We start from the raw sequence: 13309 nt of genomic DNA on the forward strand, positions 1-13309 counted from the left end.
CGTCAGGCGGGAGTGCTTCTGCGAAGGAGCTGGTCAACGCCTCATTGCTGCGCCGGTTTCCCTGCCGGTCCGACCAGTCGCCGGGCAGTGATCACGGCGCTCACGGCGTCATCGACGACTCCTCCCATGCCCGTTCCTGGCAGGCCGTCATCGCCCGCCACCGCCTCCTGTCACTGACCGGCGTCGGTCTCGCGGCCGGCGCGGTCGCAGCCGCGCTGCGCAGGCAGAACGGCACGTCCCCCATCTCTTGGGCAGGTCTCCCATGAGCGAGAAGAACAACGAAAGACCCGACGATCGACCGCGTCCACCCGCTCTCCTGGACCAAGCCGGCCGCATCGTCGCCACCGTGGGCGTGGTCCCCTTGTCCCTGGCCCTGGACGTCATCCGTGGCATGTCCGCGCGCACCCACATCAAAGAACGGCACGTTGCCGAACTCCTTGTCGACTGGGCGTCCTCGGGGCGCCTGCCCGCGGACCTGCACAGCGAACTGCGCAGACAACTCGAAGAGCGGCGAGAGCGCATACGGCGACCCGGCGTCGTGACCGCTGAGGCGACCCCACAGGGATGAGACCGGCAGAAGGAGGCATTCCGGGAGTCCTCCTGTCGCGGACAACGGCGTAACGGCGGACATTCCACGGGAACAGGATCTCCGCGAGCCGGCGTCCCGCTTCCTGCTCGCCCTGTGTGCAGAAGCATGGCTTCGGCACGCCGACCGGCTACACCGACACAGGAAGCGACGCGAGCCCGCGAACGAGACGGGTGCACCGCCAGTCCAGTCGATCAGGCGGTGCGGCAAGCCGGATTGCGGGGAACCGCATCAGCACCGCTCGCAGGGCGATCTCCGCCTCGGCCTTGGCCAGGGGAGCGCCGAGGCAGCGGTGGATGCCGTGGCCGAAGCTGAGATGCGCGGCGGCGTCCCGGTCCAAGTCGAGCACGTCCGGCGACGGGAACCGCTCCGGGTCGCGGTTGGCGGCTCCGAGAGCGACCAGCACCGGGACACCGGCCGGGATATCGGTACCGCCGAGCGTGACGGCCTCCGTAGTGAACCGGAAGGTGGCGGTACTGACCGGGGAATCGAAGCGAAGCAACTCGTCGAGCACGGCCGGGACATCGTTCGGATTCCTCCGGAGGCGTTCCAGCTCGGCAGGGCGCTGGAGCAGAGCCAGGGCGGCGTTGCCGAGGAAGTTGGTCGTGGTCTCGTGCCCGGCCACGAGCAGTAGCAGCGCCAGCGAGACGAGTTCCTCCTCGTTGAGATGGTCGCCTCCGTCGCGTGCCGAGATGAGCCGGTCGAGGAGAGAGTCACCAGGGGCGAGGCGCTTGGCGGCGATGAGGCCTGTCATGTAGTCGGCCATGGAATGCGAGGCCGCGTCGATGACGTCGGGCTTGCCTGCCGCGAACAGCTCGCCGGACCAGCGTTGGACGTCGGGCCGGTCTGTCTCCGGGACTCCGAGCAGCTCACAGATCACGATGACCGGCAGCGGCACTGCCAGGCCGGCCACGAAGTCGAACCGCTCGCCGACGGGCCACTGATCCAGCAGCTCACCGGTGACCCGGGCGATGAACGGACGCAGCTTCGCGACGGCCCCGGTCGTGAACGCCTTGGTCACCAGCCTGCGCAGACGGGTGTGCTGGGGTGGGTCGTTGGCGAGCATGGTGTGCGCCACCGCAGGGTGCAGACGACGTCGCGACCCCTTGCCCGCGAAGAAGGCGGCCGTGTCCTTCGACAGCCGAGCGTCACCGAGGGCTTCCCTCGCTTCCGCGTACCCGGTGACCAGGAAACTGGGGCGCCCACCGGACCCGGCGGACACAGACTGCACCGGGCAACTGGACCGCATGGCCGCGTAGGTGGGGTAGGGGTCCTGGATGAAGCGGGGGTCCTGAGTCGGGTCGGTCATGCTTTCAGGCTCCAAGCGGCTCTGGGTGGCCGTGGTCGGCGACACGCCCAATACGGTGAGCGTATGCGTTGGCTGCCAGGGAGGGCTTTCCGTCTGGGAGTTACCGGATTCACTGACGCCCAGTCATGGGCGTTGCGGCCCGTCCGCGTTGACCCCACCACCCGGTGCCCGGTTCCGAGCCGTGTGCCACGACCGCCCCCGCGGGCTTCGCGAGGACGGCGATCCGACGTGATCGCTGCTTCCCGTCAGACGATGAGCGGGCCCGCCACCTTCAGCTCGTCGTGGTCGATCAGCCAGCGGACGGACTCGAGTACAGCGGTCTCCGGTTCGTAGCGCGGTGCGTAGCCGAGGAGGGACTTGGCCTTCTCGATCGTGAGGCAGTGGCTGCGGTGGAGGTGGTCCCAGCTCGCCTCGGCGTGCTCAGGGGGCATGGTGCGGCGGAGCTCGTCCCAGGTCACCGGTTCCAGCGATGCGGTCTGTCCGAACCAGCCGGCCGCGATGTCAGCGTATCCGCGGACATTCAGCGCGGTCGGGGCGACGACGTTGAAGTCCTCTCCCGCCGCGGCGTCTCGGCGCTCGATCGCTCGCTCAAAGGCCTGCGCGACATCATCGGCGTGCACATGGTGCATCAACTCGACACCGGTACCCGGGATCCGGAGCGGCTGCCCGGCCGAAAGCGTGGACCAGACGGCGGGGTCGAGGTTTCCCAGCGGACCGATCGGGTGCCAGCCGGGACCGACGATGTGCCCGGGATGCAGGGAGGTGGTCACCAGGCCCCCGGAAGCGGTCTCCTCCTTCAGCATCCGTGCGATCAGGTCCTTCTGGATGCCGTACTCCCCGATGGGCGCGGTGCCCGTGTCCTCGGAGATCGGCAGCTTGTGGCTGGGGCCGTAGCGCCACAGGGTGCCGCAGTGGAGCAGGTGTCCGACCTCGCCGCGCAGACGTTCCACCAGTGCCGTGGCCGAGTCCAGGGTGAAACAGACCAGGTCGACGACGACGTCCGCGTTCAGCCCGGCCACCCTGTCGCCGAAGGTGCCCTCGGCGTCCTCCCGCTCCCGGTCGGCGACGACCTGGTGCACCTGCTGCCACTCGGGAGCATCGGCGTAGGCGGTGCGGGTGCCACGGCTGATGTTGATCACCTCGTGACCGGCACGCACCAGCCGGGGAACGAGGAACGTGCCGATGTGCCCACTTCCGCCGATGACGACGATTCGCATACTTTTCCCATCAGAGTCCGATGTGATCATTGCGCCAGGATCCTCGACATGCCGTGGCATGCGGTACCGCACAGCCTGACGCGCTCCGCGCCCAGCCGCTACGAAGGTCAGTCGCCCCGCGTCGTCAGGAATGCACAGGATCGCGCAGGGGATCGTGCGGGGCATCCCCCGTTGGCAGGCCAACAGCCGCACGTGCCTGGCGAGTTGGACAATGATCGGAGCCGGTCCCGGCCGGGCCGTGAAGCCCACGAGAAATGCCGGCGTACGTCCCAGGTCATGGAGCTACGCCGGCGGCGGCGCCGTGATGCGTCGGGCTACCAGCGTGGGGGAGAGCTTGACCTGGACCGAGGCCTTGGCGCGGTCCTCGATCCGCTCCAGCAGGAGCCGGGCGGCGTTCCGGCCGATCTCCCGGCCCGCCTGGTCAACGCTGGTCAGGGAGATCGGGCCGAGTACGGCGAAGGTGGTGTTGTCGTAGCCCGCCACCGACCCACTCCGTGGTGACCCGGCCGGACGGCTCGTGGAAGGCCACCGACAACGGGCCCTATCGGGCCGACGACATCTACGACGGCCAGACCTACGACGCCCGCAAGGAACTGCCAGGCTGGACGTCGTCCCGGTTCGACGACTCCGACTGGTCGGGGACCAATGGATCCCCTTCGAGACCAGGTACCCGGACGCCCAGCACCTCGCCTACCCGGCCGAAACCGCCCGTCTGATGAGCCGCTGGGACCGCCGGACCCGGTCCATCACCGTCTGCACGACTCCGCCGGCCCGCGCGGACGAGCTCCGATTCCTCGGGCACGCGCACGGCACGGCCTCCTACCGGCTGGCGTCCGGCACGTACCGGCTGACCAGCAGGCTTCGTTGAGAGTGCTGCGCTGTGCAGGGCAGGTGTCAGCCGGCCAGCCGGTTGAGCTTGCGGATCTGCTTGTCGAAGACCCGGGCAGGAGCCAGGCGGTGCAGCGCGCGTGCGCGTCCGGCCGTGGGGCCGGCGGTGTAGCGCAGCTTCGGCTTCGAGTCGGTCGCCGCCGCGACGATCACCTTGGCGACGACGGCGGGATCGTCGCCGTCCCTGATCGCTGTCTCCATCATGCGGTCGAAGGCGCGCCGCTGGTCCGCGTAGACCTGCAGGGACGTGTCGGGTCGCGGGCTGTTGGCCTCGAATCCGGTGCTGGTGTAGGCGGGTTCGACCAGAAGCGACCGGACGCCGTGCTCACGGATCTCGTGGTCCAGGGACTCGGAGTACCCCTCGATCGCATGCTTGGAGGCGGCGTAGGCAGCCATGTAGGGCGAGGGGAGGAAGCCGACCACGGAGGAGACGTTGATGATGCGGCCGCGTCGTTGAGTACGCATGTGGGGCAGTACGGCCTTCGTCATCCGCATGACACCGAAGACGTTGACGTCGAAGATGCCCTGGGCCTGAGCCACGGAGCTTTCCTCGACGGCCCCGATCGCGCCCATGCCGGCGTTGTTGACGAGGACGTCGATCTGCCCGAACCGGTCGATCACCTGCTGGACCGCGGCGGTGGCCGACGTGTCACTGGCGACGTCGAGGTCGAGGAAGGTCACTCCGACGAGCGGGGAGACGCGCGAGGTGTCGCGGCTGGTGCCGACCACGTCGAAACCCGCTGCGACCAACGCGAGCGCCGCCGCCTTCCCGATGCCGGACGACGCGCCCGTCACAAGGGCCACCGGTCGATTTGTCGCCATCATGGACTCCCGCACTCGTTGAGGAAACTGATCGGTTTCTCCAAATGTAAACCGATCAGTTTCATCGCGCAAGTTCAAGCATCGGCCGTCGGCCAGGCACCCTGGGTTTCGCTGTGCCTGCCGGGTCGCGGCGGTATGTCAGTGCACGTCCGCCGCGTCGAGCAGGAGGGTCACCGTGGGGGAGACGAGTCCGCCCAGGTGGTCGGCTCCGATTCCCGCGCGGGCGCTGGCGCCGTCGAAGACCAGGCTGAGCTGCCGGGCGAGCAGGTCGGGATCGCTCGCCCCGCCGTGTTCGGCCTCGGCACGGAAAAAGGCCGTCAGGCCCTCCTTGATCCGGTGCGACACCCGGCTCGCAGGGTGGTCCTCGTCCTTGAGCTCGATCTGTACGGCCAGGTACGGGCAGCCTCGGAACTCGGGTGCGCCCGCCTGCTGCTCAACCTGTGCGAAGACGTGCAGGATCCGCTCGCGGGGTGAACCTGCTTCGTCCGCCGCGGGCAGGAGCGTCGCCACGTAGGCGGAAGCGCGTTGCTCCAGGCTCGCCGCCAGCAGCTCGTCCTTGCTCCCGAACAGCTGGTACATGGAGCGCTTCGACACCCCCGCCGCCTTGCATAGTGCCTCGACGCCGATGCCGACACCGTCTCGGTAGCTGAGTGTGGCCGTCGCCTCCAGCAGCCGCTCTCGCGGACTTGGCTTAGTTTCGGTGGTCATACCGCGAGGTTAACTCGATTCGGCCAGAATCAAAACCGATCGGTTTCCGCGGTGCGCGCACAGCGGCTCGACGACGGCCTTGGGGGAGAGGCCGTCGCCGAGCCGTGAGAGGTGTGAGCACGTCCCGTCCCCACGGGGCGTACTCACACCGGGGGCCATTCCGAGCAATGGCCCTGCACTGGGTGGGTGGCGTTGCACTACGCCGGGACGGCGGTCTCCTCGGCCTCGGCCTTCTTCTCGGCGGGGATGCGGTGCAGTCCCTTGCGGTCGTACCAGCCCGTGACGCCGAACCCGAACAGTGCGGCGGCCGCGAGGCCGACGGCCATCATGATCCAGCCCCGGGTCAGGCCCGCGTCGCCCTGCGCGTCGTAGTAAAGGATCGAGCGGATCCCGCCGGTGATCTGCCGCAGCGGCTCGAACTCCGCGAGGAAGCGGTAGAAGCCGGGCAGCGCCTCGATCGGCGTGGTGGCGCCGGCCGTCGGCACCGCCATCCCGATGAAGACCAGCGTGACGAGCAGCATGCCGGGTGTCCCGAAGACGGCGAGGAGGGTGAGCGCGCCGATCCCGGAGACGGCGATGGCGGCCACCGAGTACAGCCACAGCAGTGGCAGGTGGGAGGCGTCCATGCCCATGATGCCGACCGCGCCGGTCATGACCAGGGTGCCCATCAGCAGGGACAGGGCCGCCATGAGGGTGCCGGCGACGACGAGGGTCTGCACCCGGGTCGCCCGGATCAGTGGGCGGTGCAGGCGCAGCGGGCCCATGTCGTTGTGGGTGTAGCCGAGGGCGTGGTCGACCTGGCCGCTGATCACATTGGCGGAGAGCATGCCGCAGACCACAAGGACGAGGGCGTAGTAGAACGCCGTCAGGCCCAGGCCGCTGTGCGAGTCGAGAGGATGGCCGTCCTTCACTGTGACGGCGGCGGGGTCGGCGAGCAGGACGCGTGCCGCGGTGGGCAGTTGCGCCTCTTCGGTGCTGCTCTGCGCGGTCAGTTCCTGGCCTATGCGGAGGGAGGCGCTCTCGGCCGCCTGGGTCGTCGCGGTCCGGGCCAGGCCGGAACCCAGGCTGCCGGCGGACTGGTTGGTCAGCACCGTCAGCGTCGGACGCACCGGGGTCCCGGTGGTCGCGGTGCCGGTCAGGGCGGTGGCGGAGGAGGTGAAGTCGCCGGGCACGACGAGCGCGCCGTACAGCTTGCCCTTGCCGAGTTCCTCCTTCATCTTCCGCTCGTCCATCACCTTCCACTCGATCTTGCCTCCGCCCGCGGAGGACTTCTTGATCGAGTCGGTGATCTGGGCCCCCAGGTTGACCTGCTTGCCGCCGATGGCGGCTCCCTTGTCGGCGTTGACCAGGCCGACGGGCAGGTTCTTCATGTGGCCGGCCGGGTCGATGTTGGCGCCGACATAGAGCACGGAGAACAGCAGTGCCAGGGCCCCCGTGATGACTGCATTGGCGATCCACAGGGGTTTCGCACGCAGCACGCGGAAGGGGTGAATTCCATTCATGACTTGCTCCGGTCTCGGCAACACGACTGCAGGGGAGAAGAGGCCGGACGGCGCGTCGGCCGCGGCTCCTCGGCGGGCTTCACCTGGGCGTGCCGTACCCGTGGATCCCCGGGATGACGAGCTTTCCGCCTGTCTGGCCTGCCTGGTCGATGTCGGCGTCGTCCAGGCTGAGTTGGAGCTTGAGGCCGAGGTCGCCGAGCGTGTCGTAGAGCCACTCCGGCACCGTGTCGGGGGTGAGGTGCAGGCGGAGGACGGGCGGCGTGGGGAGGTTCTCGATGCTGGAGAGAGTGCCCGTCAGACTTTCGACGTACATGGTGATGCCGTCGCCTCGCAACGTGGACGTGGAGCCGGGCGCTCCGTCGATGTGCTGGATCTGCGGGCCGACGGGTACCGACATCTTCAGGTCGCGGATCGTCACCGACCCTGCGGAGAACTTGAGCACCCGCTTGGGTCCGGCGGCCGTATCCACGGTCACCACTCCGTGGAAGACCAGGTCGTGCAGTGCGACGCGACTCCCCTTCATCTTCCACGGCTCGGCGGAGAACCGGCCGGCATTCTTGTCCTCGGGAGCCTTGAGATCGCTGATGTCGCAGGGGCGGGGGGCCTCTTTTGTGGTCGACCGGGTGGTCTCCCGGGGGGACTTCGGCGCGGGCGACGGCTCGGCGGTGCGGTGGCTGGGTGACGGTGAAGCCTGCGTCGTGGGCAGTCGTGGGTCGGAGGGTGCTGTGGTCCTTGGCGTCGGCGTCGGTGCCGGTGCCGGTGTTGCAACACCTGGGTTCGGCGAGGGGGTCGCGTCCGGTGCCGGACTCTTCTGCTCGGCGTCGCCGTGGAGGAGATCCAGGGGAGCGAGGATGTCTGCAAGCCCTGTTGGGGCGGGGGTCTGGCTGGGGGAGGGGGCGGGGGTGCCGGTCTGGGAGCGGGGCGACACCGCTCCCTCGTCGTCCGCTTGCTCCGAAGGTTTGGCGGGCCCGCCGGTTCGGTGAGCGCCGGACGTGCTGGGATCAGCGGACGGAGCAGGGCGGGCGGTGGTCGTGGTGGCCCTGGGCGAAGCCGTCGCCGAGGGAGCTGACTTCTCGCCGGGAAGGTCGCAGTCCACAGCGTCGGCTCCTGGTCCGCCACTACCCGCCTCGGGAGCGGACAGCGGCGCGGTCGCGCTCGTGTCGGCGGACGCGGGCAGCCGTTGGCTTCCGAGGATCAGAGCGGTCGGCAGCGCCGTCAGGGCGAGGGCCCGGCCGATGGGCAGGCGCAGGCGCGTCAGCGCGGACGTCCGCGGGATGGCGTGGCGGGCTCCCGGCGGCCGGGTGGAGCGGGGTCGCGCGGTCTCGCCGCGGGTGTCGGGCGACTCGTCACTCATTCCCCGGCCCTCCCTCCGGAGCGACGGTGGTCGACGGCCGCTCGGCGCCGTCGGACATGTTCTCCGGGAGCCCGTCCACCGGACCCCAGGCCAGAGCCAGGAGTCCGCCCGTGGCCGCGAGCAGTGTGCCGAGGAAGAAGCCGCCGAAGTTGGAGATGGGAAGCGACAGCACGCCGAGGAAGACGGAGACGCAGCCGGCGAAGAACCTGATGATCGGCTGGAACCAGAGGAGTCCGCCGAGGACGATCAGGGTCAGGCCGATGACCAGGGATCCGGCCCCCGCGGTGGTGGACATCGCGACGGACAGGGCGCCCAGGGAGAGGTTGAAGTACGGGAAGTAGATGATGGGCGCGGCGGCAAGGAGCACCAGCAGGCCCGCCCAGAAGGGGCGCGTGCGTCGCCAGGCCCGGAAGTCCCGGCGAGCGCGGGTGAGTCCGCCGTCGGTGTGGGGGCGCACGGGTACACCGGCACTCGTCATGTGGCAGCTCCCAAGTGTGAGGGGGGATGGCGTCTGTGGGGAGGGGCCCCCGCCCCCGAGCCGTCACAGGTCGCTTCAGTGCGCTGGAGACGAGAGGGCGGGGGCGGAGACGAAGGTCAGAAGCAGTCGTGGCGGCCGGCCGCGATGTTCATGTGCAGGCCCGGCAGTTCGAACGTTCCGGCCGAGGTGGCCCAGACCTTCTGGTGAGCGTCGATGATCTCGACCGAGTCCGCCTGCTGGGCGTAGCCGTTGGGGTCGACGTGGTCCTTCGGGTTCACCTGACCCTTGGTCATGGAACCGGTGGCGACGCCGATGTCGACGTTCTTGAAGGTGCCGGACTTGGCCTCAAGGTCGGTCATGTCGATGTACAGGTCCTTGCCCTTGACCGGCGTGCCCGACCCGCCGGCCTTGAGCGTCATCGTGTAGGTCCCGAGCACGGGAATGTCCACCGGGACGGACTGACACATGTCGGTGACCGTCGCGTTCTTGATGGACGAGACCGAAACGGGCACGTGCTTGCCGTTCTTGGCGACGTCCACCGTGGCGTAGTTGCCGAATCCGGTGCCGCTCAACTTGCCGGCCGAGACCTGGAAGTCGGAACCGGAGATGCTGAACGAAGCGGCCAGCGCGCCCTGGGCCATGGAGACGGCAACAGCCGCCGTGGCGGCCACCGTCGGCACGGCACCGACGGCGAAACGCTTCCAGTGGGTCTTGCCGATTCTCTGGGACATGGTGTGGTCCTCCGTTGTCGAGGCGTACGGGACGACCGGACCCAGGACTGACTGGCCCGGGCCCGGGGCAGGGAAGAACGACGGCTGGGTACTGCCGCGGCGATGCAGGCGGCTTCCGCGGGAGCATGTTGTCCACGCGCACGGAGGAAGCGGGCACACCGAAGAGGCACTCGATAGTGTTACTACCGAGTACCCGATAGTGGCACTATCGAGATCGGTGGGCAACCCCTGGTAACGCGATACTGGTGGGACAGTTGAGCGTGAGGGAGCGCATGAGGATTTCAGAGCTCAGTCAGCGGTCCGGGGTGCCGATGGCGACCATCAAGTACTACCGACGGGAAGGGCTGCTCCCGGAGGGGCGCGCGCTGAACCCCACGGCGGTCGAGTACGGCGAGGAGCACGTCCAGCGGCTGCGTCTGATCCGTTCCCTCATCCAACTCGGCGGACTGTCCGTCGCTCGGGCCCGTGAAGTACTCGAAGCCGTAGACCGCCCGCTGGACGCGTTCGAGACCCTGGGCGTCGTCCACCACGCCCTGCCCGTGCCCTCCGCGGACAAGAGTGGAAAGGGCGGCCGGAACGACGACGGACCGGGTGGCGCCGGCGACGAGGAGGCGCCAGGCGGAACCGCCGCGCGGGTCGAGGCTCTCATCGAGACCATGGGCTGGCAGATCTCCGGCGAGTCACCGCACCGACCGGCGCTCGCCGAAAGCCTCGCCGCGCTGTGCCGCCTCGGCGCCGACTACACAGCCGAGGACCTCCTCCCCTATGCGCGGCTCGCCACGGCCACTGCCGACCTGGACTTCGCCCAGCTCGAAGGAATCGAGGACCGCATCGCCCTCGCCGAGCGGGCGGTGGTCCTCGGGGTGCTCTCCGAACCGGTCGTCATGCTCCTGCGGCGACTGGCGCAGGAGGACGCGAACCACCGCCGTCATGATCGCCGTGCGTGTGGGCGGGACGAGTCCCCGGAGGGGTGAGCAGGGCCCGAAAGGAGGACCCCCTCCTTGTCCTGAAGAGGGCACGGCACGGTGTCCATGCAGGTCTTGCGGTCCTCCCGGTACGGGGTCCAGGACGTCTTCGCCGCCGGGGCGGACGGACAGGCAGTAGCCCGGCTTGTAGCCAGGGGGAGAGGTCGGGCGACGTGCTGACCATGAAGGTCTTCGGTGTGGGCGTGGTCTTCGCCGTCTGGCGGACTTGCGTGTGGAAACCGATCGGTTTACCGTGGTGAAACCGAACGGTTTACCGACCCTATCGCTTGGAGATAGTCATGACCGCACTCAAGGGCGCGCACGTCTTCGTCACCGGCGGCAGCCGCGGCATCGGCAAGGCCCTGGTGGAGGAGCTGTACGCACGCGGCGCCGGCAAGGTCTACGCCACCGCCCGCGACCCGCGCACGGTGACGCACCCGGACGCAGTGCCGGTCGCCCTGGAGGTCACCGACCCGGCTTCCGTGGCCGCGGCCGCCGCACAGGCGAAAGACGTCACCGTACTGATCAACAACGCCGGTGCCGCGGTCGGCGCGTCCTTCCTGGACTCCCCGGTCGACGACGTGCGGCGTGAGTTCGAGACGAACTTCTACGGCCCGTTGCTGCTCACCCGCGCCTTCGCGCCGATCATCGAGCGCAACGGCGGTGGCCACATCCTCAACGTGCACTCCGTGCTGTCCTGGCTGGCCCTCGGCGGCTCCTACAGCGCCTCCAAGGCCGCACTGTGGTCGCAGAGCAACTCCCTGCGCCTGGAACTGCAGCCGCGCGGCATAGCCGTCACCGGTCTGCACGTGGGCTACGTCGACACCGACCTGGCAGCGGGCGCCGAAGGCCCCAAGGCCGACCCCCGCGACGTCGCCGCCCTTGCCCTCGACGGCATCGAGACCGGCGCCCACGAGGTTCTCGCCGACGACGTCTCCCGGCAGGTCAAGGCAGGCCTGGCCGGGGACCTCGCGGCGCTGTACCCGCAACTCGCGCAGTAAGGCACGGACGAGAACGAGGGCCGCCGATCGCGCGCGATCGGCGGCCCTCGCCATGGGGCCGGGGGCGTCAGTGGTGGGCGGAGCGGTTCATCTCGACGATCTCCGACAGGGAGGGTGTGGAGGTGAGGGTGGTGAAGTGCGCCATCAGGCGATCCCGCGTGCGCGGGGCTTCGGCCCGGTCGGCCGCGGCCAGGGCGGGTGCCAGCTCGTCGAGGGTGAGCTCGGTGCAGTAGGCGGGCGTGCCCGGTTGCTGGCGCCAGGAGTCGGCCAGTACGCCGGCGTCGTGGGCGTCGAAGCCGGTGTCGTCCACCAGCCGCATGGCCACGCGCCGCGCCTCGTCGGAGTCGGCCGCGACCGGGATGGCGATGCGACCGGGGGTTCCGGCCACGGAGCCCTTGGTCTGCTGGGTGCCGGCCAGGGCGGCGTTCCACGCCTTGACCACGGGACGGCCCAACTGCCCGGCGTTCCACAGGCTTTCGACCTGGCCGTCGTCCACCGCTTCGATGTTCCCGCTCAGGTGGGGGTAGTAGTTGGAGGTGTCGATGACCACGGTCTCGTCGGGGACACCGGCGAACAGGTCGGCCAGTTCCGCCGCCCGTCCGAAGGGGATGGACAGGATGATGACGTCCCTGTCCTGGACGGCATCGCCGAGGTCGGCCGCGCGGGCTCCGGACTCCAGCACGTCGGCCGGTACCCCCTCGGGGCCCCGGGCGTCCGCCACCTGGACGTCGTGGCCGGCCGTGCTGAGCTTGCGGGCGAGGTTTCCGCCGATGGCGCCTGCGCCTATAACGGTGATTTTCATGATTTGTCCTTCTGAGGGTTGTACCACCCCTCAGGGGCGGCACGATGTGATGAACGTGTGGCGGGGGCGCCGGTCGGAGGCTGTCGCCGGGGAGCCCAGGAGAGGGCTCCGGTGGCTTACGCCCGGTCGCCCCGCTCGCGGTAGCCGCTCGCGATGAGCGCACGGAGCCGGTCCACGGACTCTGCGTCCGTGGCGCCGGTGCCCCTGATCCAGGCGACGGAGACGGCCGCGAGGAACAGGTCGTAGCCCTTGACCGACGCGCGCACGTGTCCTGCGAGCTGCGCGGCCCGCACGTATGTGTCGGTGGCTGTGATGAGGATGTCGCAGGGAACGGTCAGCGGATTGTCCGGCTCCTGCGCCCTGGCCGCAGCCATGAGCGGCTCCGGCAGCCCGCTGAAGGCGCTGAAGTAATCCTCCATCGCCCGCAGCCACTGCTCCAATGCCTCGGTGGCGTCCCCGAGTTGGCTGATGTTCGCCTGGCGCGCCACCAGTTCCTCGGAGCGCGTCTGCAAGACGGCCGCCAGCAGAGCCTCCCGGGTGGGGAAGTGCCGGTACAAGGTGCCGGGACCGACGCCCGCGTCCTTGGCGACCGCCTCCAAGGAGGTGCCGACTCCGTACCGCAGGAAGTGACGCTGCGCCGTTTCCAGCAGGGCCGCGCGGTTGCGCTGGACGTCGGCACGGGGCTTGCGCACCCGCTGTCCGTCGGCACTCATGGGCCCTCCTGGTCTCCGGTCTGTACGGGGCCGTATCGAAACGGATGCTGCCTCCGTATGGATTCGAGAGTAAAGCGGAGGTGGCCTCCGGTCAACTGGGGCCTGATCCCCAAGGGGGGCCGGGGCGGCGCGGGCGATCGACACGCCTGGCCCGGGACGGGGAGCAGGGAGCCGACCCCGCCAGGACTTCAGCCGGCCGCGCCCCGCCCGGCCGGCTCACGCCGCTGGGGGGG

General features: G+C 69.4%; 16 protein-coding genes. 5 read left to right on the plus strand and 11 right to left on the minus strand.

Annotated features, from left to right (window positions below):
- The first annotated feature begins 262 nt into the window (after positions 1-262).
- A complete protein-coding gene (locus ACN6LB_RS38620) occupies positions 263-568 on the plus strand; it encodes a hypothetical protein (RefSeq protein WP_445029934.1) in 306 nt (101 codons plus the stop codon).
- 148 nt (positions 569-716) lie between these two features.
- Here ACN6LB_RS38620 and ACN6LB_RS38625 read toward each other — a convergent pair whose 3' ends face one another.
- The 3 genes from ACN6LB_RS38625 to ACN6LB_RS38635 form a co-directional block, all read right to left on the minus strand.
- Positions 717-1895 carry a cytochrome P450 family protein gene (locus ACN6LB_RS38625; RefSeq protein ID WP_445029935.1) on the minus strand — a complete coding sequence of 393 codons (1179 nt, stop codon included), beginning with the start codon at positions 1893-1895 and terminating at the stop codon, positions 717-719.
- 245 nt (positions 1896-2140) lie between these two features.
- A complete protein-coding gene (locus ACN6LB_RS38630; RefSeq protein ID WP_445029936.1) occupies positions 2141-3112 on the minus strand; it encodes an NAD-dependent epimerase/dehydratase family protein in 972 nt (323 codons plus the stop codon).
- Between the two features lie 282 nt (positions 3113-3394).
- Complete coding sequence (locus ACN6LB_RS38635; RefSeq protein ID WP_445029937.1) at positions 3395-3595, minus strand: substrate-binding domain-containing protein; 201 nt, start codon at positions 3593-3595, stop codon at positions 3395-3397.
- Positions 3596-3609: 14 nt separating this feature from the next.
- Between ACN6LB_RS38635 and ACN6LB_RS38640 the strand changes: the two genes are divergently transcribed.
- On the plus strand, positions 3610-3828 hold the full coding sequence (locus ACN6LB_RS38640) for an alpha-L-rhamnosidase N-terminal domain-containing protein (protein WP_445029938.1): 219 nt from the start codon (positions 3610-3612) through the stop codon (positions 3826-3828).
- On the plus strand, positions 3828-3980 hold the full coding sequence (locus ACN6LB_RS38645) for a hypothetical protein (protein WP_445029939.1): 153 nt from the start codon (positions 3828-3830) through the stop codon (positions 3978-3980). The genes ACN6LB_RS38640 and ACN6LB_RS38645 overlap by 1 nt, the downstream gene beginning before the upstream one ends.
- A gap of 26 nt (positions 3981-4006) precedes the next feature.
- On the opposite strand, the gene ACN6LB_RS38650 is transcribed toward ACN6LB_RS38645, so the two are convergent.
- The 6 genes from ACN6LB_RS38650 to ACN6LB_RS38675 form a co-directional block, all read right to left on the minus strand.
- Positions 4007-4822 carry an oxidoreductase gene (locus ACN6LB_RS38650; protein ID WP_445029940.1) on the minus strand — a complete coding sequence of 272 codons (816 nt, stop codon included), beginning with the start codon at positions 4820-4822 and terminating at the stop codon, positions 4007-4009.
- A gap of 138 nt (positions 4823-4960) precedes the next feature.
- Entirely contained in the window at positions 4961-5530 is a 570-nt protein-coding gene (locus tag ACN6LB_RS38655; RefSeq protein WP_445029941.1) for a TetR/AcrR family transcriptional regulator, read from the minus strand.
- A gap of 197 nt (positions 5531-5727) precedes the next feature.
- Positions 5728-7032 carry a DUF3533 domain-containing protein gene (locus ACN6LB_RS38660; protein WP_445029942.1) on the minus strand — a complete coding sequence of 435 codons (1305 nt, stop codon included), beginning with the start codon at positions 7030-7032 and terminating at the stop codon, positions 5728-5730.
- Positions 7033-7111: 79 nt separating this feature from the next.
- Positions 7112-8386, minus strand: coding sequence for a hypothetical protein (locus ACN6LB_RS38665; RefSeq protein ID WP_445029943.1), 1275 nt, complete (start codon positions 8384-8386; stop codon positions 7112-7114).
- Positions 8379-8864: a DUF6114 domain-containing protein gene (locus ACN6LB_RS38670; protein ID WP_445029944.1), complete on the minus strand. Its 486-nt coding sequence runs from the start codon at positions 8862-8864 to the stop codon at positions 8379-8381. The genes ACN6LB_RS38665 and ACN6LB_RS38670 overlap by 8 nt, the downstream gene beginning before the upstream one ends.
- 116 nt (positions 8865-8980) lie before the next feature.
- Entirely contained in the window at positions 8981-9595 is a 615-nt protein-coding gene (locus ACN6LB_RS38675; RefSeq protein WP_356144559.1) for a DUF6230 family protein, read from the minus strand.
- A 272-nt stretch (positions 9596-9867) separates the two neighbouring features.
- On the opposite strand from ACN6LB_RS38675, the gene ACN6LB_RS38680 reads away from it, so the two are divergent.
- Positions 9868-10569 (plus strand): MerR family transcriptional regulator, encoded by a 702-nt coding sequence (locus ACN6LB_RS38680; protein ID WP_445029945.1) that lies wholly within the window; start codon positions 9868-9870, stop codon positions 10567-10569.
- A 290-nt stretch (positions 10570-10859) separates the two neighbouring features.
- Entirely contained in the window at positions 10860-11561 is a 702-nt protein-coding gene (locus ACN6LB_RS38685) for an SDR family oxidoreductase (protein ID WP_445029946.1), read from the plus strand.
- Between the two features lie 67 nt (positions 11562-11628).
- Here the strand turns inward: ACN6LB_RS38685 and ACN6LB_RS38690 are convergent, their stop codons facing one another.
- Complete coding sequence (locus ACN6LB_RS38690) at positions 11629-12363, minus strand: NADPH-dependent F420 reductase (RefSeq protein WP_445029947.1); 735 nt, start codon at positions 12361-12363, stop codon at positions 11629-11631.
- 116 nt (positions 12364-12479) lie between these two features.
- Positions 12480-13076 carry a TetR/AcrR family transcriptional regulator gene (locus ACN6LB_RS38695; RefSeq protein WP_445029948.1) on the minus strand — a complete coding sequence of 199 codons (597 nt, stop codon included), beginning with the start codon at positions 13074-13076 and terminating at the stop codon, positions 12480-12482.
- Positions 13077-13309 lie beyond the last annotated feature (233 nt).

It is taken from the genome of Streptomyces sp. SAS_270 (genome assembly GCF_052543295.1).

Excerpts from the sequence above, each read along its gene's own strand:
- ACN6LB_RS38620 (WP_445029934.1), top strand. The coding sequence starts at position 263 with ATGAGCGAGAAGAACAACGAAAGACCCGACGATCGACCGCGTCCACCC.
- ACN6LB_RS38625 (WP_445029935.1), bottom strand. The coding sequence starts at position 1,895 with ATGACCGACCCGACTCAGGACCCCCGCTTCATCCAGGACCCCTACCCC.
- ACN6LB_RS38630 (WP_445029936.1), bottom strand. The coding sequence starts at position 3,112 with ATGCGAATCGTCGTCATCGGCGGAAGTGGGCACATCGGCACGTTCCTC.
- ACN6LB_RS38645 (WP_445029939.1), top strand. The coding sequence starts at position 3,828 with ATGAGCCGCTGGGACCGCCGGACCCGGTCCATCACCGTCTGCACGACT.
- ACN6LB_RS38650 (WP_445029940.1), bottom strand. The coding sequence starts at position 4,822 with ATGGCGACAAATCGACCGGTGGCCCTTGTGACGGGCGCGTCGTCCGGC.
- ACN6LB_RS38655 (WP_445029941.1), bottom strand. The coding sequence starts at position 5,530 with ATGACCACCGAAACTAAGCCAAGTCCGCGAGAGCGGCTGCTGGAGGCG.
- ACN6LB_RS38660 (WP_445029942.1), bottom strand. The coding sequence starts at position 7,032 with ATGAATGGAATTCACCCCTTCCGCGTGCTGCGTGCGAAACCCCTGTGG.
- ACN6LB_RS38665 (WP_445029943.1), bottom strand. The coding sequence starts at position 8,386 with ATGAGTGACGAGTCGCCCGACACCCGCGGCGAGACCGCGCGACCCCGC.
- ACN6LB_RS38670 (WP_445029944.1), bottom strand. The coding sequence starts at position 8,864 with ATGACGAGTGCCGGTGTACCCGTGCGCCCCCACACCGACGGCGGACTC.
- ACN6LB_RS38675 (WP_356144559.1), bottom strand. The coding sequence starts at position 9,595 with ATGTCCCAGAGAATCGGCAAGACCCACTGGAAGCGTTTCGCCGTCGGT.
- ACN6LB_RS38680 (WP_445029945.1), top strand. The coding sequence starts at position 9,868 with ATGAGGATTTCAGAGCTCAGTCAGCGGTCCGGGGTGCCGATGGCGACC.
- ACN6LB_RS38685 (WP_445029946.1), top strand. The coding sequence starts at position 10,860 with ATGACCGCACTCAAGGGCGCGCACGTCTTCGTCACCGGCGGCAGCCGC.
- ACN6LB_RS38690 (WP_445029947.1), bottom strand. The coding sequence starts at position 12,363 with ATGAAAATCACCGTTATAGGCGCAGGCGCCATCGGCGGAAACCTCGCC.
- ACN6LB_RS38695 (WP_445029948.1), bottom strand. The coding sequence starts at position 13,076 with ATGAGTGCCGACGGACAGCGGGTGCGCAAGCCCCGTGCCGACGTCCAG.